Origin of the sequence: Roseovarius sp. SK2, assembly GCF_028807495.1 — a bacterium.
In the GTDB taxonomy this organism is placed as follows: domain Bacteria; phylum Pseudomonadota; class Alphaproteobacteria; order Rhodobacterales; family Rhodobacteraceae; genus Roseovarius; species Roseovarius confluentis.
Map to the genome: position 1 here is coordinate 193,760 of NZ_JARAMK010000008.1, position 23,569 is coordinate 217,328.

At 64.8% G+C, this 23,569-nt stretch carries 17 protein-coding genes and 1 pseudogene; 14 read left to right on the forward strand and 4 right to left on the reverse strand.

Annotated features, from left to right (window positions below; translation table 11 throughout):
• The first annotated feature begins 115 nt into the window (after window positions 1-115).
• The gene (locus PVV74_RS15815) at window positions 116-3,037 is read left to right on the forward strand and encodes an error-prone DNA polymerase (protein WP_274593881.1); all 2,922 of its coding nucleotides are present in this window, start codon (window positions 116-118) and stop codon (window positions 3,035-3,037) included.
• Between the two features lie 361 nt (window positions 3,038-3,398).
• Here PVV74_RS15815 and PVV74_RS15820 read toward each other — a convergent pair whose 3' ends face one another.
• Window positions 3,399-4,853, reverse strand: a complete 1,455-nt coding sequence (locus tag PVV74_RS15820) for an aldehyde dehydrogenase family protein (RefSeq protein ID WP_103763721.1) — start codon at window positions 4,851-4,853, stop codon at window positions 3,399-3,401.
• 173 nt (window positions 4,854-5,026) lie between these two features.
• Between PVV74_RS15820 and PVV74_RS15825 the strand changes: the two genes are divergently transcribed.
• From PVV74_RS15825 to PVV74_RS15855, 7 genes are all read left to right on the forward strand, one after another.
• A complete protein-coding gene (locus PVV74_RS15825; RefSeq protein ID WP_274593882.1) occupies window positions 5,027-6,097 on the forward strand; it encodes a substrate-binding domain-containing protein in 1,071 nt (356 codons plus the stop codon).
• 137 nt (window positions 6,098-6,234) lie between these two features.
• The gene (locus PVV74_RS15830) at window positions 6,235-7,173 is read left to right on the forward strand and encodes an iron-siderophore ABC transporter substrate-binding protein (RefSeq protein WP_274593883.1); all 939 of its coding nucleotides are present in this window, start codon (window positions 6,235-6,237) and stop codon (window positions 7,171-7,173) included.
• Entirely contained in the window at window positions 7,170-8,162 is a 993-nt protein-coding gene (locus PVV74_RS15835) for a FecCD family ABC transporter permease (protein ID WP_274593884.1), read from the forward strand. Before PVV74_RS15830 ends, PVV74_RS15835 begins: the two co-directional genes overlap by 4 nt.
• Entirely contained in the window at window positions 8,159-9,133 is a 975-nt protein-coding gene (locus tag PVV74_RS15840; RefSeq protein ID WP_274593885.1) for a FecCD family ABC transporter permease, read from the forward strand. The genes PVV74_RS15835 and PVV74_RS15840 overlap by 4 nt, the downstream gene beginning before the upstream one ends.
• A complete protein-coding gene (locus PVV74_RS15845; RefSeq protein WP_274593886.1) occupies window positions 9,123-9,935 on the forward strand; it encodes an ABC transporter ATP-binding protein in 813 nt (270 codons plus the stop codon). Before PVV74_RS15840 ends, PVV74_RS15845 begins: the two co-directional genes overlap by 11 nt.
• A gap of 137 nt (window positions 9,936-10,072) precedes the next feature.
• Window positions 10,073-12,226, forward strand: coding sequence for a TonB-dependent receptor (locus PVV74_RS15850; protein WP_274593887.1), 2,154 nt, complete (start codon window positions 10,073-10,075; stop codon window positions 12,224-12,226).
• Window positions 12,227-12,233: 7 nt separating this feature from the next.
• A complete protein-coding gene (locus PVV74_RS15855; protein ID WP_274593888.1) occupies window positions 12,234-13,238 on the forward strand; it encodes a siderophore-interacting protein in 1,005 nt (334 codons plus the stop codon).
• An 86-nt stretch (window positions 13,239-13,324) separates the two neighbouring features.
• Here the strand turns inward: PVV74_RS15855 and PVV74_RS15860 are convergent.
• Window positions 13,325-14,031, reverse strand: a pseudogene (locus tag PVV74_RS15860) (IS6 family transposase).
• Window positions 14,032-14,378: 347 nt separating this feature from the next.
• Here PVV74_RS15860 and PVV74_RS15865 point away from each other — a divergent pair.
• Genes PVV74_RS15865 through PVV74_RS15885 form a run of 5 tightly spaced genes read left to right on the forward strand, consistent with a single transcriptional unit; the run spans window position 14,379 to window position 20,359 of the window.
• Window positions 14,379-16,505, forward strand: a complete 2,127-nt coding sequence (locus tag PVV74_RS15865) for an acetate--CoA ligase family protein (protein ID WP_274593889.1) — start codon at window positions 14,379-14,381, stop codon at window positions 16,503-16,505.
• A 16-nt stretch (window positions 16,506-16,521) separates the two neighbouring features.
• Window positions 16,522-17,259: an enoyl-CoA hydratase/isomerase family protein gene (locus PVV74_RS15870; protein WP_274593890.1), complete on the forward strand. Its 738-nt coding sequence runs from the start codon at window positions 16,522-16,524 to the stop codon at window positions 17,257-17,259.
• A 60-nt stretch (window positions 17,260-17,319) separates the two neighbouring features.
• A complete protein-coding gene (locus tag PVV74_RS15875; RefSeq protein ID WP_103763711.1) occupies window positions 17,320-18,300 on the forward strand; it encodes a Bug family tripartite tricarboxylate transporter substrate binding protein in 981 nt (326 codons plus the stop codon).
• Window positions 18,301-18,324: 24 nt separating this feature from the next.
• Entirely contained in the window at window positions 18,325-18,789 is a 465-nt protein-coding gene (locus tag PVV74_RS15880; protein WP_103763710.1) for a tripartite tricarboxylate transporter TctB family protein, read from the forward strand.
• Between the two features lie 10 nt (window positions 18,790-18,799).
• Window positions 18,800-20,359 (forward strand): tripartite tricarboxylate transporter permease, encoded by a 1,560-nt coding sequence (locus tag PVV74_RS15885; RefSeq protein WP_274593891.1) that lies wholly within the window; start codon window positions 18,800-18,802, stop codon window positions 20,357-20,359.
• On the opposite strand, the gene PVV74_RS15890 is transcribed toward PVV74_RS15885, so the two are convergent.
• Complete coding sequence (locus PVV74_RS15890; protein ID WP_274593892.1) at window positions 20,356-21,087, reverse strand: IclR family transcriptional regulator; 732 nt, start codon at window positions 21,085-21,087, stop codon at window positions 20,356-20,358. The two genes, PVV74_RS15885 and PVV74_RS15890, sit on opposite strands and share 4 nt — an antisense overlap.
• 724 nt (window positions 21,088-21,811) lie before the next feature.
• Here PVV74_RS15890 and PVV74_RS15895 point away from each other — a divergent pair.
• Window positions 21,812-22,384 carry a hypothetical protein gene (locus PVV74_RS15895; protein ID WP_274593893.1) on the forward strand — a complete coding sequence of 191 codons (573 nt, stop codon included), beginning with the start codon at window positions 21,812-21,814 and terminating at the stop codon, window positions 22,382-22,384.
• Window positions 22,385-22,408: 24 nt separating this feature from the next.
• Here PVV74_RS15895 and PVV74_RS15900 read toward each other — a convergent pair whose 3' ends face one another.
• A complete protein-coding gene (locus PVV74_RS15900) occupies window positions 22,409-23,536 on the reverse strand; it encodes a CaiB/BaiF CoA transferase family protein (RefSeq protein ID WP_274593894.1) in 1,128 nt (375 codons plus the stop codon).
• Between the last annotated feature and the right edge of the window lie 33 nt (window positions 23,537-23,569).

Here is a 23,569-nt window from a genome sequence, read left to right on the forward strand (position 1 = left end):
CTACGAGGTCCCGGATCGGGTCCGGGACGGGGTGAGTGGGCCCCGCGCGGCTTTCACCAACCCCACGATTCGGACTCGAAATGAGAACAAAAGGTGAATATGATGCGGGTCTGCCATGTTCACCGAATTGTCGATCACCTCCAATTTCACCTTCCTGACCGGGGCGTCCCATGCCGAGGAATACGTGGCGCGGGCGGCAGAGCTGGGTCTGGCGGGGCTGGCCATTGCCGACGAGAACTCGGTCGCGGGCGTGGTGCGCGCCCATGCGGCGGTGCGCGAGATCGCCCGCGTGGTGGCCGAGCGGGAGCGCATCGAGGCGCGTGACGGCGCCATAGGCCCGCCCGCGCCGCAGCCGCGCGCGCCCGAGTGGGCCCATGTGCCGCGCTTCTACCCCGCCGCGCGGCTGGTGCTGCGCGAGGGACTGGTGCTGACCGCCCTGCCCGAGACGCGGCAAGGGTGGGGGCGGCTGAGCCGGTTGATCAGTGCCGGGCGGCTGCGGGCCGAGAAGGGGGAATGCGACCTGCGGCTGGACGACCTGCTGGAGAGGATAGAGGAGATCGTGCTGTTGCTGCATCCGCCGGAGGGGGCGTTGCGGGACTGGAAGCGTCACGCGGGGCGGCTGGTGAAGGGTGTTGGTGGGCAGTGTTACCTGCTGATGGCGCCGCGCTATGACGGGCAGGATGCGAAGCGGCTCAAACGGCTGGCGGCGCTGGCGGGGGAGCTGGGGCTGGAAACGGTCGCCTCGGCCCTGCCCGCGATGCACCACGCGCGGCGGCGGCGGCTGGCGGATGTGCTGACCGCGATCCGGCAGGGGCGGCGGGTGGACGAGTTGGGCCGGGATGCGTTGGCCAACGGCGAGCAGCGGTTGCGGTCCGAGGCGGAGATGTTGCGGCTGTTCGCGGGGCACGAGGACGCGGTGCGGCGCACGGGGGAGGTGGCGGCGCGGCTGCGGTTCTCGCTGGACGAGTTGCGGTACGAGTATCCCAGCGAGGTGTCGCAGGGGGAAACGGCGGCGCAAAGACTGCGGCGGCTGGCGATGGAGGGGTTGCGCTGGCGCTATCCCGACGGCGCGCCGGAGCGGGTGCGCGGCATGATCGAGCACGAGTTGAGCCTGATCGCCAAGCTGAATTACGAGCCGTATTTCCTGACGGTGCGTGACGTGGTCGCCTTTGCCCGATCACGCGGGATCCTGTGCCAGGGGCGCGGATCGGCGGCCAATTCGGTGGTGTGCTATTGCCTGGGCGTGACCTCGGTCAGCCCGGAAACCGGCACGATGGTGTTCGAACGCTTCGTCAGCGAGGCGCGCAACGAGCCGCCTGACATTGACGTGGATTTCGAGCATGAGCGGCGCGAGGAGGTGATCCAGCATATCTATGAGCGCTACGGCCGGCACCGCGCGGGGCTGTGCGCGACGGTCATTCATTACCGGGGCAAGCGGGCCATTCGCGAGGTCGGTGCGGCGATGGGGCTGAGCCAGGACACGGTGGGGGCGCTGTCGTCGCAGCTATGGGGGTTCTTTGCGACCTCGGGCGCGGTGGAGCGGGAGCGGATGCGCGAGATCGGGCTTGACCCCGACGACCGGCGGCTGCGCCAGACGATGGAGCTGGTGCGCGAGATCGAGGGGTTTCCGCGGCACCTGAGCCAGCATGTGGGCGGGTTCGTCATCACCGAGGGGCGGCTGGACGAGCTGGTGCCCATTGAGAACGCCACGATGGAAGGCCGCACGGTCATCTGCTGGGACAAGGACGATATCGACGCGCTGGGCATCCTGAAGGTGGATGTGCTGGCGCTGGGGATGCTGAGCTGTCTGCGCAAGGCGTTCGACCTGATCGATCAGCATCACGGGCAGACGCATACGCTGGCCTCGCTGCCGCCGGAAGACCCGCGCGTCTATGACATGCTGTGCAAGGCGGACACGATCGGGGTGTTCCAGGTGGAGTCGCGCGCGCAGATGAATTTCCTGCCCCGGATGCGGCCGCGGACGTTTTATGACCTGGTGATCGAGGTGGCGATCATCCGGCCCGGGCCGATCCAGGGCGACATGGTGCACCCCTATATCCGGCGGCGGAATGGCGAGGAAAAGGTCGAGTTTCCGTCCGACGAGCTGGGCCGGGTGCTGGGCAAGACGCTGGGGGTGCCGCTGTTCCAGGAACAGGCCATGCAGATCGCCATCATCGGGGCCGGGTTCACGCCGGACGAGGCGGACCGGCTGCGCCGGTCGCTGGCGACGTTCAAGAAGCACGGGAATATCAGCGAATTCCGCACGCGGTTCCTGCGCGGTATGCGGGCCAATGGCTATGACATGGAGTTCGCCGAACGGTGTTTCAGCCAGATCGAGGGGTTCGGCAGCTACGGCTTTCCCGAAAGCCATGCGGCGAGCTTTGCGCTGCTGGTCTATGCGAGTGCATGGGTCAAGCGGCACCATCCGGGGATCTTTGCCTGTGCACTGCTGAACGCGCAGCCTATGGGGTTCTACGCGCCGGCGCAGATCGTGCGGGACGCGCGGGAGCACGGCGTGGAGGTGCGCCCGGTCTGCATCAACGCCAGTTTCTGGGACAACGTGATGGAGCCCGACGAAGCCGGCGGGCTGGCCCTGCGGCTGGGGTTCCGGCAGGTCAAGGGGATGGTGGAGGAAGACGCCCACTGGATCACCGCGGCGCGGGGCAACGGGTACCGCGAGGTGAGCGACGTGTGGCGTCGCGCGGGCGTGGCGCCCGAGGTGATGACGCGGCTGGCGGAGGCGGATGCCTTTGCCAGCATCGACGTGGCGCGGCGCGGGGCGCTGTGGGAAACGCATGCGATGGTGGGCAAGAGCGCGCTGCCGCTGTTCGCCGGGGACATGGAGGGCGAGGCGGTGTTCGAGCCCGACGTGGACCTGCCCGCCATGACCACGGGCGAGGAGGTGGTGGAGGATTACGTTTCGATGCGGTTGTCGCTGAAGGCGCACCCGCTTGCGCTGCTGCGCGATGTGTTGACGCCTGCCGCTTCGACACGGCGCCCGCCCGCCCACCCCGCCGTGTCGAAGCGGCAGGGGTAAGAAACGCAGACCTCATCGCGCGCGGCAGGTGGTGGAGCCTCCGGCGGGAGTATTGTCAGGCGATGAGATGATTTTCTGTCAGCTGGTTAATGCAGGTGACCGTGGAAAAACCATCCATTGCGCAAGTTGGCCCAAGCTCGGGACCAGGCGCGGGGTCGGAGGGTAATGTCGTGGCCATCCAGACAGGGCTGTTTGCGACACCGCAGTTTCAGCTACGGCAAGGTGTTCACGCCCTGGCACACCCGCATGACGGTTCGGCAGCAGAACGGCCCGCCGGGAGGCGGCGGGCCGTTGCGCTTGCGGGGTCTTGCCGACCGGGAGGATGGGAGGAAGACACGGCCCCGCGATGACGGATCAGGTGTCACGCGCCATGCGCGATCCAGATCGATTTCGGTTCGGTGAAGTTTTCCAGCGCGATCTCGCCGTGCTCGCGGCCAAAGCCGGAGTCCCGAGTGCCGCCCCATGGCAACCGCACGTCGGTCGGCCCAAAAGTGTTGGCCCAGACGGTGCCTGCCTTCAGGTCGCGAAGGAAACGGTGCATCCGGCGCATGTCATTGGTCCAGATACCCGCCGCGAGACTGAAGCTGGTACCGTTGGCGATGGCGAGCGCCTCGTCCTCGTCATCGAAGCCGATCACCGAGGCGACAGGGCCGAAAATCTCCTCCTGCGAGATGCGCATCTCGGGGCGGACATCGTCGAACACGGTCGGGGCGACAAAATATCCGCGCTCCATTGCGCGGGCGCCGCCTGTCACGAGCCGTGCGCCCTCTTCCTCGCCGATACGGATATAGTCGAGAATCCGGCCCATCTGTTTCTCGGAAACGACCGGCCCCATCTGCGTGTCGCCATCGGACGGATCGCCGGTTCGGATCTTCTCGGCCCGCGCCACGAGCCGTTCCACGACTTGCTCGCGGATCGAGTTGTGGACGACGATCCGAGAGCCGGCCGAGCAGACCTGTCCGCTGTTGAAGAAAATACCGGACGCGGCGGCCTTGGCCGCGGTTTCAATGTCGGCATCGGGAAAGATGACGTTGGCCGATTTGCCGCCAAGTTCCAGAGTGACGCGCTTGAGGTTGCCCGCGGAGCCTTGCAGGATCTGCCGGCCGACCCCCGGAGAGCCGGTGAAGGTCACCTTGTCCACGTCCGGGTGATCGACCAGTGCCTGCCCCGCGACGGCGCCGAAGCCCGGCACGACGTTCAGCACGCCGGCGGGAATGCCGGCCTCGAGCGCAAGTTCGCCCAGTTTCAGCGCGGTCAGCGGTGTGAGTTCCGCCGGTTTCAGGACCACGGTGCAGCCGCAGGCCAGGGCCGGGGCAATCTTCCACATGCCGATCATCATCGGGAAGTTCCAGGGTACGATGGCCCCGACCACGCCGACCGGCTCTCGTACGGTGTAGGTCAGTGCGTCCTGCCGGGCGGGAATGACCTGTCCGTTGATCTTGTCGGCGAAGCCTGCGTAGTAGGTCAGCGTGTCCAGCACCGCCGGCATGTCCTGCCGCCGGATGGTCGAGACCGGTTTGCCGGAATCGAGGCTTTCCAGTTCGATCAGTTCGTCCTGATCGCGGCGGATGAGGTCGGCGAAGCGCAGCAGGATCTGGCCGCGATCGGCTGCGCGCATCCGGCCCCAGTCACCGGTCAGCGCCTCCCGGGCGGAGGCGACCGCGTCGTTCACATCCTCCACGCCCGCCTCGGCGACCTGTGCGAGCGGTTGCTCGGTGGCCGGGTTGAGCGTTTCAAAGCTGCGACCGGAACGCGCCGGCATCCGTTCACCATGAATGATCAGATCCGCGCGGGTGGTCGAGATATCGTAGGGCATGGCGTCCTCACTATATGCATTTAAGTTCATATTTAGCCTTCGGCTCCGTGCTTTGGAAGCCGCATGCCCTCAACTTAGGAATGGTTTTCATTTGATAAAATATGATATTTACTGCATATAAGCCGAAATGACTGCTTAAAGTTATGCACTGATGTGCATATTAAGGAGACCACATGCAGATCGAGATTGTCCCCGTCTGGCGCTTTCGTAAGTCCGAAGACGAGCCGCCGATGATGGTCATGCTGGATTTTCTCAACGAGATCCGCGCCACCGGCAAGATCACGCGCGCTGCCGAGCAGGCGCAGATTTCCTACCGGCACGCGTGGAACCTGATCGAGAAATGGTCGGACTTCTTCGAGACACCGCTGGTGGAGCGCAAACGCGGCAAGGGCACCAGCCTGACGCCGTTCGGCGAACGGCTGGTCTGGGCGGGACAGCGGCTGCAAGCCCGGCTGATGCCGCAGCTCGCCAACCTGGTGCACGAGCTGGAGGCGGAACTGGTGGAATTTCTTCCGCAGGCCACCACGGAGATTCGTGCTCATGCCAGCCACGGGTTCGCCGTGGAACAGTTGCAGCACATCCTGGACAGTCAGGGCGACATGGTCTTTGACCTGCGGTACGTCAGCAACGAAACCTCACTGATGGCATTGAAGCGAGGCGAATGCGATCTTGCCGGGCTGCATCTGCCACAGGGGCCGTTGCGTCAGCAGGCGATCGAGGCGAACCAGGAATTCCTGACCGGAGAGCGCTACAGCGTGATCAGCTTCGTCACCCGCGAAATGGGCTTGATGCTCGGGGCCAACAATCCGTTGGGCATTCGGGGCGTCGAGGATCTGAAGACCCCCGATATCCGTTTCGTCGCGCGTGACCCGGTCTCGGGGACGGCGCATCTCTTCAAGCAGATCCTTGCGCAACTTGGCATGACGCCGGATGACATTGGCGGCGGGCATCCGCCCTTCGAGTTCACCCATGCCGCCGTCGCCGCTTATGTCGCGAGCGGAATGGCCGATGCGAGCTTTGGCGTGGAGGCCGCCGCGCGTCGGTTCAACCTGGAGTTTCTGCCCCTGGTGACAGAGGACTACGTGTTCGTCTGTCGCGACGCGCTGCTGGCGTCGGAAGCCATGAAGCGGGTCATCGCCGCCATGCAGAGCCGGGAGTTCGCGAGCGCAATCAAGATCCTTCCGGGATATCGTGCAGCCAATCCCGGCGCAGTGCGGCCAGTGGCCGAGATTTTCGGAGAATGAATGCCGTTTATCGCAAGCTGCGCCAGAACGGCATACCGCGATCAGATTGACATTGCCTGGTTATGCTCGCAGCATATGTTCAGCCACGCGTGCAGACCTTGCCCGAAGCCAGACACCCACCTGATCCCGGAGTCTGCATGCGTTTTCCATCTTTGGTTATTGCCGCCCTTTTCCTGTCTGTCGGCGGCGCCGTGGCCTGTGACGGTGTCGCGGTCGAAGACCCGGCGATCTATGGCGGGAACCTGTGCCTCGACGCGGCACCGGAGCGGGTCGTGGTGCTGGACCCGAGTTTCGGACTGGGCGTGGCGATGGATACAGGGTTGCAGGTCGTCGGCGCGCCGCTGGACCTGATGAGTGACGAGACATTGAAGGCGCGGGCCGAGAGGGCGGGTGTGACCAGCATAGGCGCCGTGACCGAGCCGAGCATGGAGGCGATCGTGGCTTTGCAGCCGGATCTGATCCTGGGCTTTGCAGGGTCCGAGAGCATGGCGTCCGGTATCTACCCGATGGCGAGTCAGCTTGCGCCAACTTTGCTTTATACAGACCTCGACTGGCGGGCTTTCTATCGCCTGCTTGCGCCGTTGGGGAACGAGGTTTCAAAGGCCGCCGTCGAGGCCGGGCTTGCCGCGTTCGAGGCGCGAATGGCGGACCTGCGGGCGCGGGTGCCCCACGACCGGACCCTGTCGGTGGTGCGGATCACGTCCTGGGATTTCCAAGTCTACATGGATGCGCCGGTGACCTACGCGCCCTTTGCGCTTTTGCGCGAACTCGGTGTGCAGCGTAGTGCGTACGAGAGCACCGATGACCCCAGCCTGTCGATGAAGCGTCCCGACCTCGAGGAACTGGCTGCGCTGGACGGCGACGTGCTGTTCTACATTGTCGGTGGCACCAATGATTCCGACACCGATGGCCGGTTCGAGGAAGTGACGGGCAACCCGCTGTGGCGGATGCTGCCGGCGGTGGACACGGAGCGTGCCTATCGCGTGGATCACGCCCACTGGATGGAGTTCAGCGGGCTCGATGCCGCCAACGCGGTTCTGGATGATGTCGAGCGATACCTGATCGGCACGCCTTGAAGTTTCCTCTTTGGTCGATACTGCTGCCCGGCGCGCTGGCGTTGTTGGCTTTGTCGCTCTGGGCGTTGACCGTGGGCGCATCGGATATGGGGTGGTCGGAGGCGTTGAAGGCCTTGACTGCCGACGGGTCCGACCGGGCGGGCCTGGTGATGCAGGAAGTGCGCCTGCCGCGTTTGCTGGCCGGGCTGCTGACCGGCGGGGCGCTGGCCGTTGCCGGTGCGATTATCCAGGCGATGACGGGCAATCCGCTGGCCGATCCGGGACTCCTGGGCGTGAATGCGGGGGCGGCTTTTGCCGTGGTCTGCGGCATCGCCTTTCTGGGTGTCGATGCGATGGGGGTGCTGGTCTGGCTGGCCTTTCTCGGCGCGGCGCTGGCGGCGGCGCTGGTGCTGGCGCTGGGGTCGGCGGGCCGGTCGGGGGCGAGCCCGGTGCGCCTGATCCTCGCCGGCGTGATCGTGGCCAGTTTCATCGGCGCGCTCACCGCCGCGATCCTCGTGCTGGACGCGCAGACACAGGAAGTGGTGCGGCAGTGGACGATTGGCAGTCTGCGTGGCCGGACGCTCGATGTGGTTCTGCCTCTGGTGCCCTACGTGGCCTTTCCGATGGGGCTGGCGCTGGTGCTGTCGGGGCAGGTGACGGCGCTGAGCCTCGGGGCCGAGGTGGCGCGGAGCATCGGGCAGGCGCAGACCGTTTGGCGTCTGGTATCCGCGGCACTGGTGGTAGCCTTGGCAGGGGTGGCCGTGGCGCTGGCGGGGCCGCTGGGATTCGTCGGACTGGTGGTGCCGCACATGGTGCGTCTTTCGGTGGGAGCGGATTACCGGCGGATCCTGCCGGTCGCGGCGGTGGCGGGTGCCGCGCTGGTCGTGGTGGCGGACGCGTTGCCGCGCGCGATCTGGGCGCGGGACGTGCCGGTGGGCGTCTCGATGGCGCTGGTCGGCGCACCGGTCTTCATCTGGCTGGCGCGGCGTCGCACGGGTGGCTTGGCATGACCGGCGCGGTGCTCTGTGCCCTACTGCTGCTGGCTATGCTGCTGGCGCTGGCCGCAGGCGACCAGCCGGTGTCGCCGGTGGACGTGCTGCGCGCGCTGGCCGGGGTGGAGGTGTCGCAAGTCTCGGAGACGATCGTGATGACCCTGCGCCTGCCGCGCGTGGCGCTGGCGGCCGCGGTGGGGGCGGCGCTGGCGGTGGCGGGCACGGCGACACAGGCGGTTCTGCGCAACCCGCTGGCCGAGCCCGGCCTGCTTGGGATCAATGCGGGTGCGGCCCTGGCCGCGATGATCGTGATCGTCGAGGTTGCCAGCCTGCCCGAAAGCGTTCTGCCCGCCGTCAGTTTCGCCGGTGCGCTGATCACCGCGCTGGCGATCCAGATGTTTGCCTGGCGGGCGGGAACGTCGTCCCTGCGGTTGATCCTCGTGGGAGTGGGGGTCGGCGCACTGGCCGGGGCCGGGGCGAGTTTCATCGCCGCATTCGGTCCGGCCGCTGAGGTGCAGCGTGCGATCACCTGGTCGGCAGGATCGTTGCAGGATGCGCGCTGGGTCAAGCTGGAATGGCTCGTGCTGTGGGGCCTGCCGGGTGCGCTGGCGCTGTGGCTGGCGGCCCGTGAGCTGGACCTGATCGCGCTGGGTGACAGGGTGGCGGGCGGTGTCGGACAACGGGTGCAGCTGGTGCGGGGGCTGGTGATCGTGGCCGTCGCCTTGCTGGCGGGCGCGGCCGTGGCCGCTTCGGGGCCGATCGCCTTTGTCGGACTGGCCGCGCCGCATGTGGCGCGGGCGTTGACCGGGCGCAATCACGCACGGCTGATCCCGGTCGCCGCGGTCTGCGGTGCGATCCTGCTGGTGGTGGCCGACCTGGCCGCTCGCCGACTGCTTGCGCCGGTGCAGGTGCCTGTCGGGCTGGCCACCGCGCTGATCGGGGCGCCATTCTTTGGATACCTTCTCTGGAGCCGCCGCAATGAGCTTTGATCCCTCCGAAGCGCAGGCCGGTCTTGTCGCCGAAGCCCTGACCCTTGGCTATGGTGCGTTACCGATCGTGGACAGCTTGTCGGTCACGCTGCCCAAGGGCCGGTTCATTGCGATCCTGGGACCGAATGGCTGTGGGAAATCGACCCTTCTGAAAGCGCTGTCGCGGCAATTGGCGCCGCTTCAGGGGCAGGTCCTGCTGGACGGGCGTGCGATTGCCGATCTCGGGTCCAAGCAGGCCGCGCGGGCGCTGGGCCTGCTGGCGCAGGGGGCGGAGCCGCCCGAGGGCCTGAGCGTCGAGGCGCTTGTGCGGCAGGGCCGCTATCCGCATCGCGGCCCGTTCAGCCCGTGGCAGGCCCGTGATCAGCGGGCGGTGGACCGGGCCTTGCATCAGACCGGCCTGACGGAGCTGCGTGACCGGCCGGTCGAGGTGCTTTCGGGCGGGCAGCGACAGCGGGCCTGGATCGCCATGGTGCTGGCACAGGACGCGCCTGTCCTGTTGCTGGACGAGCCGACGACGTGGTTGGACCTGCGCCACCAGCTGGAAGTGCTGGGCCTGATGCGGCGACTGGTGAATGAAGGCGGCCTGACCGTGATCGCGGTGCTGCACGACCTGGACCAGGCGGCGCGGCACGCTGATCACGTGGTCATGATGAAGGCCGGCCGAATCGTTGCCGAAGGCGCGGTGCGCGCAGCCCTGACCAAGGACCGCCTGGCCGAAGTCTTCGGTGTGGATGTCGACGTGCTGGAGGACCCCGCGACCGGGCGGCCAATGTGTGTTCCCCGCTCCATACTGCCGGAATAAGTTGCTAATTTGATACAAGAACGTCGTCGAGCGATGATATCGCCTTGCTTGCGCGGCCTACCTGAGTAATTTGGTCAACAAAGCGAGCGTTACGCCAGCCATTTCCTTTTCAAATGCTTCCGGAAGGACATCTGGCCGTGCTTATTTTCCCGCTCAAGAAGCTGGTTTTCACCAGCAGTATTTCGATCCTTGCCGTCACGGCTGCACAGGCGCAGGACGGCCAGATTCCGTTCGACCTCGGCACACTGGAAATCTACGGCGACAGGACTTCGACAGATGCCGAGGACAGTACCGCGCCTCTGAGCGTCGTGCGGGGCGAGCAGTTGGACGATGCCACAATCGCGTCGATCGAGGACACGTTCGGCCTGATCCCCAACGTTCAGGGCGGGGACAGCGCGCTGACCGGCTTTGTCATCCGCGGCGTCAATTCCGAAGGCCAGACGCCGGGGCTGGGTGCGCCGTTGGCATCCTTCTATATCGACGGTGTCCAGCAAACGGTCGAGGGCACGCGCCGTGGCGCACGCTCGACCTTCGATGTCGAGCAGGTGGAGGTCTATCGCGGGCCGCAATCCATGCTCAGCGGCCGCGCCGCGCTGGCCGGTGCCGTCTATGTCAAGACCAAGGACCCGGAGTTCGAACCCGGCGGCGCCATGCGTCTGACCTATGGCAGCGATAACCGCAGGACCGTGGGCATTGCGGGAACCGGCCCGGTTTCGGATACCGTGGCGATCCGGCTGAGCGGTGAGTGGTACCATAAGGACAGTTCGATCGACTATCCCTCCTACCAGGGGTTCAGCGGGTATGACGACATCAGCGAGGACAAGTACCACACGCTGCGCGGCAAACTCCTGTGGACGCCGACCGACCGTACGCGCGTGCTGCTCAGCTATTCCCACTCCTATGACAATACCAGCCCCAACATCGTGGCCAGCGGGACCAACCGCGGTGATGTCAACGGGGCGCTGAGTCCGAACTTTCCGGTCCTGCAGGCGAACTCAGCGGCCTTGAGCCTGTTCTTCGGCATTCCGCCGGAAAACCAGCTGGGCCTGCTGACGGTACTGGAAGAGGTGCGCAATACCACCACGAACAATTTCGGGCTGGAGATCACGCACGAGATCAATGCCAACCTCAAGTTTACCTCGATGACGAGCGTGTCGATGTCGGAAACCGACGTGCGGTCCCTGAACTTCGGCAACCCGGGTGAGCTTACATCGGCCGATGCGGGGCAGCAGCAGGACCTCTTCACGCAGGAATTCCGCCTGAACTACGAGAGCGAGGGTCTGCGCTGGGTGCTGGGCGCCTATGCCGGCCGCGAGGTGCGGGATACCTATCGCCGCGGCACCTACTTCAACACCGGAATCCTGGCCGATCCGACGCAGCCGCTGACCATCGGCATCAACCAGATGACCGATATCGAAACCAACAACACCGCGATTTTCGGCGAGGGGACCTATGAATTCGCGCCCGGCTGGTCGGTGATCGCGGGCGGACGGCTGGATCATATCGACCAGGAAACGACGCAGGTGGTTTCCGGCGCCACGACCAGCTTTTCCTATGACGACGTGGTCGCCCTGGGCAAGCTGGGCCTGACGCGCGAACTGGCCAACGAGGACAGGATATCGCTTGTGGTGCAGCAGGGCTACCGCCCCGGCGGCGCCGGGAGCAACCTGGCTGGCGCGTACCGTTTCGATCCGGAAACCTCCACGGTCGTCGAACTGGGTTACCAGGGGCGGTTCGTGCAGGACCAGCTGGGTTTCTCTGCGACGGCGTTCTGGCAGACATGGGATGACCAGCAGGTCGAGATCGGCCTGTTTCCGAACAACAGCATCGTCAATGCGGGAGAGTCCGAATCTTACGGCGCCGAGTTCGAGCTGGACTACGCGGCGACCGGCAAGCTGGATCTTTTCGCCTCGGTCGGTCTGCTGCATACCGAGTTCAAGGATTTCAACACCGGCGGCGTGAACTACACAGGTCTCGGCTTTCCCAATGCGCCGGAATTCACGGCCGCGGTCGGGTATCGCTGGGGCGCTCCGACCGGATGGTTCTCTTCCGGGGTGGTCAAGCATACCGGGCGGCAGAAATCGCGCTTTGACAACGCGACGCCGGACACGCTCAGCGCCTTCACCACGGTCGATCTGAACGTGGGCTATGCGTGGGATCAGGCCAGGATCACGGCCTATGCGACGAACCTCTTCGACGAGGATTACCTGGTCTACGAGAACAGCAGCGCGAGCCTTCAGGGGCTGGGCAACCGGCAAGAGATCGGCCTGCAGCTCGACTACACGTTTTGAGGCGAGGTTGACGTTTGCGAAAGCGATACTGGCGGTTGACGGCACACGCGCCGTCGCCGCCTTTCGGGTCTTTGCCGAGGACGCCGAGCGACCGGTCGAGCCGCACGGCGACGGGATTCGCATCGGCCTGATGACGGGCTGTCTTGTCGTCGAGCCGCGGGGAAAGGACACTGCGATCACCATCGATGCCACCGATGCGGTCGGCTTGCAGTTGATCCGCGACACACTTGTCGAGCGGCTGGCCGGTATGGGGCTTGTCCCCGACTGGCAGGAAGATCTGGCCGGAAAAAAGCCCGGCAACCAGGCGCTTGCGCGGGTCGCCGGGGTGACGCGGATATCGCCCTCCTACAGCAGGGTGGTGATCGAGGGCGATGAGCTTGGGCGTTTCGCCGCCGAGCCGCTGCATTTTCGTCTGTTGATGGGACCGGCGGGCGCGCCCTGGCCGGTGACGGACGAAACGGGTGCCACGGATTGGCCCGGCGGGATCGGCCAGTGGCATCGGCCGGTCTACACCACGCGGGAGGCCGAACCCACGCGGCAAGGCACGCGCCTGAGCTTTGACGTGTTTCGACATGATGGCGGGCGTGTGACCACGTGGTGCGACCGGGTGGGCCCGGGAGACGAGATCGCCCTGACCGGCCCGGGCGGGAGTGGCTATCCTGCGCCGGTTGGCTGGCTTGGGCTTGTCGGAGATGAAACCGGGATGCCGGTCATGGCGCGGATCCTGTCCGTCTTGCCGCGCGACGCGCGGGGTGCGGCCGCGATCGTCGTGCCGCATTCGGAAGACATTCAGAAGATACCGCATCCCGACGGTGTCACCCTGCGCTGGTGCATCCGGAGCAAGGGGGAAACGCCGATGTCGGCCCTGGCCGGTCTGCCGTTCCCCGAAAGCGACCGGTACATCTTTTTCGCCGCTGAAAGATCCGAGGCAGAGCAGGCGCGCAAGTGGTTGGCCGAAAGAGGATTCCGGAAAGGTGAGTCGCGGACGGCAGCCTACTGGGCGGCAGCGTAATGCTCTTTTAAACGGTGGATCAAGAACATGGGCGGTGCTGTCAGACCAATTCGAACTCGCCTCCACTTGGACAGTGAAGGTGTCTTTTATGCTGCGCCGAGACTGTGGCACTCGGCGAGAGCGGCGGTTCTGTTCAGCTTGAAGATATCGCGGCTGGAGAGTGTTCGGCCCTGATTGAAGTGGTTGAAAATGGAAGAATGAACGGCAGCGAATTTCTGAAGACTTCGCATTCGGCGGAGGCGCTGCATGGCTCGGTCCCTTCGTCGGAATGGCAGGTGTGAATTCTCAATACGGTTGTTGAGCCAGCGCCCACATGCCTGGAGATCATCACATCCGAGGTCGCGCAGGGCGGCTTTATACGAAGGGAGCCGGTCGGTAACCAGCACCTCTGGACGACCGTAGCGCCGCATCATTTTCCTCAGCATTTTCAATGCGGCTTGCTTGTTTCGTCGCTTTGCAACAACGCTTTCCGGTACGTCGCCTTCGTGATCTACGGCCCGCCAGAGATAGTGGCGCTCGCCTTCAATCTTCACGAAAACTTCGTCCACGTGCCGCTGCCATTTCGAGACGGCACGCAGCTTTTGAACCCGTTTTCTTCTTAGCTCTGAGGCAAACATTGAGCCGAACCTGTTCCACCAATACCGTACCGTCTCGTCGCTGACGTCGATGCCGCGCTCGTGGAGAAGGTTTTGGCATTTCGCAGCGAGAGCGGGAGCCGGACGTAGAGCATCGCCGTCAGACGCATGATCTCGGGACCGGATTTGAAGTACTTGAAAGGGGCGCGTTCTGCCATTCGGGCTGGGTAGGCGGAGGTTCAACCCGCCTCAAGCCAAGTTCCTCTGACATGGCCCCGGCACCACCCAGCCAACAATTCAGCGTCTAAGATATTAGAGCAAAATTACACCTGTGGCACGGATACGCCCTCGGGATGGCTGCCTGACGATTAGGCTTCAGGTTGATCGCGGCCGCCATCAGAAAACTTGGCACTGTTCCCACAACGTCTTCCCACTCCCGTTTACATGAAACTCGCTCAGACGAAATATTTCTGTATTATGAAATTAATTTCTGTGTTACGGAACAGAAGTGACAGGCGAGATCGCCTTTTTCAACTGTTCGTATCGCGCCTGAGGAGGAGATGGGGTGAACGACTACACGATACCGCGCAAATCGCTGGCGACCCTATTCCAGCCGGATTCCGTGGCCGTCATCGGCGCGTCCGAGGATCAGGCGAAATTCGGCGGTCGGCTGTTCCACCTGTTGGTACGCCATGGGTTTGATGGCCGGATCATCCCGATCAATCCCAAACGCGAAATGATCCTGGGTCTGCCGGCATTCGCGACGGTGACGGATGCGCCGGGCCCGGTGGATATGGCCGCGATCGTGGTTCCGCGCGAGATGGTGCCGGCGGCACTTCGCGACTGTGCGGCAGCCGGTGTCCAAAGCGCCGTCATCATCACCAACGGGTTTTCCGAGGCGGACGAGGCAGGTGCCGCTCTGGAGGCCGAGGTGCTGGCAATCGCCCGCCAGAACGGCATCCGACTGATCGGCCCCAACTGCCTCGGCTTCGTGAGTCCCGGCGCAAGGCTCTGTGTCTCGTCCTCTCCCGCCTTCTTCATCGACGACCTGAAGTCGGGAAGCATCGCCTTCACGAGCCAGTCGGGCGCGATGATGGCAACCCTGTTCGACAAGGCGAATGAAATGGGTATCGGGTTCTCGCACCTGTTCTCGATTGGGAACCAGGCTGACCTAGAGCTTTGCGATTTCGTCGATTTCGCCATCGACGATCCGGCGACGCGGGTCATCACCAGCTACATCGAGGGACTGAAGGCTCCCCCCCGCTTCGTCGAGACGGCGCGCCGGGCCCGGGCCGCGGGCAAGCCGTGGTTGGTGGTCCGGGCCGGACGCACCGCCTCCGGCGCGGCGGCCGCCTTTTCCCATACCGCGTCGCTGTCCGGCAATTACAAGGTGTTCGACACGATCTGTCGCGAGAACGGCGTGTTGCCGATGGATGACCTCGACGCCATGATCACGTTGGCGGCGGTTCTAGGCGCTTCCGGTGCGCCGAAGCCTGGCGCGGTTGGCGGGCTCAGCTTCTCGGGCGGCGGCACCACGGTGCTGGCCGACCGGCTGACCGAAGCGGGCTTGCCGTTGGCGGAATGGTCCGACGGCACGCGGGCCACGCTTGCCGAGTACCTGCCCGAGGCCGCGCGTCTCAACCCCATCGACGCCACCGCCGGCGGCGCCCGCAATGCCGACACGGTCCGCGCCAGCGCCACTGCCCTGTGCCGCGACCCCGGTGTCGCTTTCGGCATGACGGCGGTGACGACCGTGCCCGCGCTCGCAGATGTCTGCGAGGCCTATGCCGACGGAATCGATGCCGCCCGGAAGGAAGGGCAGGAGATGCCGAACATCATGCTCATGTTCCCCGGCGCTGCTGCCGACGAGGCGCGCGACCGCCTGAAGGCGCGTGGGCAGGTCATCGTCGATACGCTGGACACCGGTATCCGCGCCCTGCAGGGCTGGATGGCGCTACGCGAAATGCGCGTGCGTCCCTTGCCGAGCCAGCCAGAGGGCATGGAACTGCCGAAAAACCTCTTCGGCGCGTTGAGTGAAGACCGCTCCAAGGAGGTGCTGAAAGGGATCGGGGTGCCGGTGAACGCCGGGGGTATCGCCCTCGACGCGGAGGAGGCACGGCGCATTGCCGGAGGGTTCGACGGCCCGGCGGTGGTCAAGATCGTCTCGCCGCAGATCGTGCACAAGTCCGACGCGGGCGGTGTGAGGCTGAACCTGAATGGTCCCGACGCGGTCGCGGCAGCGGTGACGGAGATGGGCGCACGGATAAGCCGCGAGCGGCCCGACGCCCGGATCGAGGGCTATTCGGTCCAGGCCATGCAGGAGGGCGAGTTGGAATTGCTCGTCGGGGCCCGCAACGATGACGACTTCGGGCCGGTCGTGATGATCGGTGCCGGGGGCATCCTCGTGGAACTGTTGGCCGACGTCTCGCTCGCCTCGGCGCCGGTGGATGCCGGAACGGCGGAGGCGATGATCGACCGCCTGGCCATCGCGCCGATGGTGGCTGGCTTCCGCGGAAGTGGCCCGCTGGACCGTGCGGCCCTGGTCGATGCGATCGTCCGAGTCTCGCATTTTGCGGCGCTGGCGGGGCCGGGGTTCCGCGAACTGGATATCAACCCGCTACTGCTGCGCAAGGCGGGGGAAGGATGCATAGCGGTCGATGCGCGCATCCTCATGGCAGACAACAACGACTGAAAGGAAAGAGGATAAGATGAGTGTCGTAACGGTACGCAAAGAAGGCAAGGTTTCGATCATCGCGATCAACCGGCCGGAGAAGATGAACGCGATCAACACGCCGGTCGCCCTTGCGCTGCAGGAAGCCTTCGAGGAGTTCGATGCCTCGGATCAGCGTGTCGCCATCCTGACCAGCGAAGGCGACCGGGCCTTCTGCGCCGGGGCTGATCTCCATGATATTCCCGATTTCTGGCGCTGCGCACCGGGGCTGGGCATCCGCACGAAGAAACCGATCATTGCGGCCGTCACCGGTTGGTGTGTCGGCGGCGGGCTGGTCATGGCCGCGATGAGCGACCTTTGCGTCGCGACCGAGAGTACGCGGTTCTCATATCCCGAGGCGAAGCTGGGCTTTACTGGCGGGATCGTGGCCACGCTGGCCTCGCGCATTCCCACCAAGCTCGCGATGGAGATCATGCTGATGGCCGAACCGGTGCCCGGTCGTCGCGCCTATGAGATGGGGCTGGTTAACCGCATCGTCGAGGACGGCCAGCATATCGAGGTGGCGCTGGAAATGGCTCAATCCATGGCAGCCATGGCGCCCATGGTGCTGGCCACGCTGAAGACCCACGTCCTCGACGGGACGATCACGACCTGCCCCGCGGAGCGGATGTGGCAGGCCAGGGTGGAATTCGACCGGATCAACGCGAGCGACGACAAGAACGAAGGTCTGGCCGCTTCGCGGGAGAAGAGAATGCCCGAGTTCAGCGGGCAGTAGGGAAGGTCGCGGCAGGGCGGAGGACCCAGTCGCGGGCATTCATTCAAAGGGAGGAAGACAATGTTGAGATTTGTAGGGAGATTGGTGGCCGCCGCCACGGCCGGGCTGCTGGTTGCGGGAACGCTCGCCGTAGGTGAGGCGCGGGCGGAATGGCCGACGGGAGACCTGCGGGTGATGGTTCCGTACAATCCCGGTGGCACCACCGACAACGCTGCCCGGGCGATCGTGCCTGCACTGGAGGAAATTCTTGGCGTGTCGATCACGGTCGAGAACATCGGCGGCGCCGGCGGCACCATCGGGATGACGCGCCTGGCCGCGGCCCCGGCGGACGGCAGCGTCTTCGGTATTACGCCCAATGCTACCTTGACCATCGCGCCGAACATGCGCCCGGTCTCCTACGACCCGCTCGAGGACATCCAGGCCGTCGCCAAGATGAATGTTGCCATCGGCTCGCTTGCGCTGCGACCCAACTTCCCGGTCGACACGATGGAGGAATTCGTCGCTTACATGAACGAACATCCCGGCGAGGTGACTTTCGGATCCGCCGGTGTCGGCTCCACCACGCATCTCTACATCGAGCTGCTCAAGGACATGACCGGCTCGCAGGCCACCCACGTGCCCTTCAAAGGATCGAATGAGGCGGTCAACAGCCTGGTGGGCGGACATATCGATGCAGCCTTCGACTACAGCCCGCTGCTGGCGCAGGGCCAGGCCGGCGCGGTCAAGACGATGGCCGTCCTCAAGGAAGAACGCTGGGACGGCCTGCCGGACGTGCCGACGCTGGCCGAGGCCGGCTTTGCAGACCTGCAGTCGATCATCTGGTACGGTGTCGTCGCACCGGCGGGCATGTCGCAGGAAGCGCTAGACGGGATGCAGGCCGCGGTCGAGGAGGCCGTGCAGCGCCAGGACGTTCTGGAACGGTTCGAAAAGCTGGGGCTCGTCGCGGACTATAGGGACGCGGAGACCTTCGGGCAGGAACTGCGGGACAACCACGCATTCTTCGCTGAAACGCTCAAGCGGTTGAATCTGGCACAGCAATAGACGTTTCCGAGGAAAGACAGCGACATGCTATCGAGACTCTTTCCCGGACTGGTCCTGCTCTGCCTCGGTCTGTTCCTTGTGTTCGTCCTGATCCCCATGGGGATCAGGGCACCCGGCTATGTGCAGCCGAATTCGCTCAGTCCACAGGACCTGCCACGCCTGCTGGCTTGGGTGGTGGTCGCGGTCAGCCTGTGCATCATTTTCGCCGGCATCTTCGTCGGCGGACAGGAGGGCTTATCGCTGGGGGCGATGTCGCCGCTGCGCGGCATCGTCTTCATCGCGGCTTTCGCCGGCCTGCTCCTGCTTCTGCCTGTGCTGGGCACTGCGTTGACGGTGTTCTTGTTCGTCTTCGGCCTGCTGCTGTTCAAGTCGCGGCTGGGACCGTTACGCAGCCTCGTGCTGTCGATCCTGTTCAGTTCCACCGTGCACGTTTTGTTCATCGAGATCGCCCGCATCCCGTTGCCGAACCGGCTGCCTGACCTCTTCTGAGGAGATCATAATGGAAAATCTGGGGGCGTCTCTGGACCTCTTGCTGAACTGGCAGATATTCGTCTATCTGCCGCTCGGAGTCATCTTGGGCGCGATCATTGGTGCGATACCGGGGCTGACGATCACCATGGCCATCGGCATCCTGCTGCCGTTCACGCTGTTCTTCGACCCGCTGGCGGGCATCGTCCTGCTCCTGGGTATCACCAAGGGGGGGCTTTTCGGCGGGTCGATCTCGGCCATATTGCTGAACGTGCCCGGATCGCCCGCCGCCGCCTGTACCATGCTCGAGGGCTATCCACTGGCCCGCAAGGGCCGCGCCGGAGAGGCGCTGGACACTGCGCTTTGGGCCTCCTTCATCGGCGACTTGATCTCGGTTCTGGCGCTAATTCTGCTGGCCGGTATGCTGGCCCGCTTCGGTCTGCGCTTCGGCCCGGTCGAGCTGCTGGCGCTGGTCATCTTCTCACTGACGATCATTGCGGCCGTGTCGAACGCGGGCCTGCTGAAGGGCGTGATTGGCGGGGCGCTGGGGCTCTTCGCGGGCACCGTAGGGCTGGACCTGATCTACGGCACCGAACGGTTCACCTTCGGCCAGCCGAACCTCTACGACGGGATCGCCTTCCTGCCGCTGCTGGTGGGGCTCTTCGCGCTGCCGGATATCCTGCTATACTATTTCCGTCCGGCGAAGGAGGCCGAGATCGAAATCTCCGGAAAACCGGAGCAGCGGGGACGCCTGTCGCGGGCGAACTTCCGCATGGTCCTGCCGACAATCCTGCGTGGCAGCGCTGTCGGCATTGTGCTGGGCGCGATCCCCGGGGTCGGGGCTACGCCTTCAACCTTCGCCTCCTACGCTATCGCGCGCAAGACGGCGCCGGACCGCAAGGAATTCGGCCAAGGCGCCCTGTCGGGCGTGGCCGCGGCGGAAAGCGCCAATTCGGGCACCGGGGCCTCGACCCTGATACCATTGCTGGCGCTCGGCATTCCCGGCGACGTGATCACCGCAATGCTGATGGGGGCTTTCTTCTTCCACGGCCTCGCGCCGGGGCCGAACCTTTTCCAGGACAACATCAGCTTCGTCTACGCGCTCTATGTCGCGCTGCTGGTGTCCTCCGGTGTGATCCTCGTGGTCGGGCGCTTCGGCGTGCCGCTGATCCGCCGGATCGTCGAGGTGCCCCGCGCGATCCTTTTCCCGATGGTCATCGTGCTGACCGTGGTCGGATCCTACGCCATATCCAACTCCATGTTCGACGTCTGGGTCATGTTTTTCGCCGGCTTCGTCGGGCTTGCCTTCCGGGCGCTTCGGGTGTCGGAGGCGGCTTTCTTAATTGGCTTCGTGCTCTCGCCGCTGCTGGAGGACAACCTGCAGCGCGTGCTGATCATATCCCGCGGCGACCTGACCGTTTTCTTCTCCAGTGGCATCGCGATCTTCTTCTACGGGGTGACGACGCTGGTGGTGCTGTTCCAGCTCGCGTTGTCGTTGTCGCAGATTTTCCGACCCGCGGGCCGGCATGACAGCGCAATCTCTGAATCAGCAAGCAGGGCGGAAACCGATGGACGGCGGAGGACGAGTTAGTCCTGTCCCTGCCACCCCAGCGCCCGAGACATGGTCAGTGCCCCCGAGATGACCGCCGGGGCAAGGCCCTGAAGCCGTTCCGCGTTCAGCCGGATCGCCGGCCCGGAGATCCCCAGCGCCGCGATGACGGACCCACGGGCGTCCCGGATCGGTGAGGCGGCGCCACAGACGTCCGGGCGCCATTCCCCGTTGTTGAAGGCGATGCCGGTCTCGCGAATGCGCGCGAATTCGGCCCGCAGACTGTCCTTGGTCACCAGCGTCTTGGGCGAGAACCTTTTTCGACGGGCGGAGGCAATCAGCGCCTCCTCGGCCGCGGGAATATGGGCCAGCATCGCCTTGCCTGTGGCCACCGCCCAAGCGGGCGCGCGCGCGCCAATGTTGGTATAGGCGCGGACCGCCTGCGTGGCCTCGATCTTGTCAACGTAAATCACCTCGAGCCCATCGAGAACCGACAGGTGAATGGTTTCGCCCACCTTGTCGGACAATTCCTGCATCGGAGTGCGCGCTATTCCCATCAGGTCAAGATCGGCCACGATGCGCGACCCCATTTCCCACAAGCGCAGCGTCGCGGAATAAAGTCCCTTTTCGCCGTCCTGCTTGACGAACCCCTCTTCGATCAAAGTGTGCAGCAGGCGATGCGTATTGCTTTTCGTCAGACCCAGCTGATCAGCGAGACTGGTCAGCGTTCTCGGTCCGCCGCTCTCGGAAAGCGCAGAAAGGAGTTTCAATCCTTTAACGAAAGCCTTGTCCGCCAAATGTATATTCCTTTCCGACTGAAGTGTGAGAATAGCATTTCTACTCCACGGATGGAAAGCGTGTCACACTGTCGCCTTGCGAGTGACCCGGGCGCGCTCGCTGTAGCGTCGGATCCTTTCCTTGAGCCCGGACACGGCGGCACTTCGCACAAGGGCATCGATGTCCCTTCCATAGCCCTCGTAGCCGATCCGCCGGGCCTCGATGCAACTCATGTGCGTGCCGAGCGCACTCTCCCGATTGGCCAGGTTGGCGATCCGGTCGCAGACCCACATTTCAAAGCGGTATCGAGATCGACGGGATCGGGACGGTCAGACAGGTTGCGCATCATTGCCGGCCCGACAAGTCGCGCGAGCCGGCCGGGCCCGATGATTGCCGTCAAGGCCCCCGCCCTCCCGGACTGCAACAACCATCTCTCGAGTCATCCAGTCCTCCATTGACACCACAATGAAATTCCATTTTATAGAAATCTATTCTGTATTGTGAAAGTAAAGGCTGGTATGGCGAACGTGTTGTGCATTGCAGACAGAATTGATGGTCTCCTGTCCGAGATCGATCTGCAAGGCGGTAGCCGGACCCGCACTTTTGGTCCGCCGATGATAACCATCGTGCGTCCAAGGGCTGCGCTGCGTCGCCCGCCCGGCCTTGACGAACATGGCCCGGCGATCCGGGCCGAGAACTCTAATGGGAGGCCAAAGAATGACGGCGCTGCTCAGGACATTCATACGCAAGGCGACCGAGACACTGGATGGAGGCGCCGCCGAGTCCGAGATACTGGAGACCCTGCAGGCGCCCTTCGCCACGCTCATCTCCTCGGATGACTGGCTGCCCCAAGCCTGTGCCCGCCCGCACCCCGAATTCTACCAGCAGTACCTGCTGCACTGCGATCCCTTCGAGCGGTTCTCGGTGGTCAGCTTTGTCTGGGGGCCGGGACAGGAGACACCGATCCACAATCACACCGTCTGGGGCATGATCGGGATGCTGCGCGGCGCGGAAGTTGCGCAGAGCTATGAGCCGCCCGCAGAAGGGGCGCCGATGGTCTGCACCGGCGAGGAACGGCTCGATCCCGGCATGATCGACCTGGTATCGCCCGACATCGGCGACGTCCACAAGGTTCGCAACGCCTACGATGACCGGGTGTCGATCAGCATCCACATCTATGGCGCGAATATCGGTAAGGTGCCGCGGTCAGTCTTCGATCTCGAGACCGGCAAGGCCAAACAGTTCATTTCGGGCTTTTCTGGCGACAGCATCCCCAACATCTGGGCCTGACGGTCACGGCAGGGCGCGTCTGCTCTAGCGCGTAGTCTCGCCCCCGGCCCGCTGCCGGACCTCCGCCGTGTCGGCCCCGAGGTCGGGCACCGGGCGCGTGATCGCCGGCTCGAACCGCGACATGCGGACCGGCGGCGCCAGCTTGCCTTCCTCCAGCACCAGCCCACGGGCCTGCACCTGCGCCGAGGCGAGGGCCTCCTCCGTGGTGAGAACGGCGTTTACGCAGCAGTCGTGATTCGCGAAATGTTTGGCCCAGTCGGCCTGCGTGCGCCCGCGGAAGATCGCCTCGAGCTCGGACCGGGCATGGCGTTGCTGTTCGGGCGTGCCCAGTCCGCAGGATTCGAGGTCCGGGCGGGACAGCGCGTTGACCAGCACCTTCCAGAACTTTGCCTCAAGCGCGCCCACAGCCATGTAGCGCCCGTCGGACGTCTCGTAATAGCCGTAGCCCGGGAAAGCACCGGATAGCCGGCCCCGGCCCCGTTCCGGCGGCCGCCCGTGCTGGACCGTGTCGGCCACAGGCATAACCGTGTGAGTAAAGGCCGCGTCGGTCATCGAAACGTCGACGTGCCGCCCCCGACCGGTCCGCGCGGCGTCGTAGAGGGCAATCATCATCCCCATGCCGGCGGCCAGTGTGCCCCCTGCGAGGTCCGCTATCTGGAAGTTCGACAACGCCGGGGGGCCGCCCGCCGCGCCGGTCTGATCCGACACGCCGGAGGCGGCGAGGTAGTTGATGTCATGACCGGCCCGCAGCCGGTTCGGCCCGGTCTGGCCATAACCCGAGATGCTGCACATCACGATGGCCGGGTTCCGCGCGGCAAGCGCGTCATAGCCCAGCCCGAGGCGGTCCATGACGCCGGGCCGGAAGCCCTCGACCACCAGATTGGCGGTCTCGCAGAGCGTCAGAAACAGGGCGCGGTCCGCCTCGGACTTCAGGTCGAGTGCTACTGACCGCTTGTTGCGATTCAAGGCGTTGAAGATGGCGGAGTGCTTGCCCGCGCTGTCGGTCCGGCGGGCGTAGTCGCCCAGCTTCGGCTCCTCGATCTTGATCACCTCCGCGCCGTAATCGGCAAGGTGCTGTGTCGCGAGCGGACCCGGCAGCAGTCGGGACAGGTCGAGTACCGTTATTCCGGCCAGAGGGGGAGAGTTGGTCACATGCGTCTCCTTCACAGGGGCATCGTCCGGCGA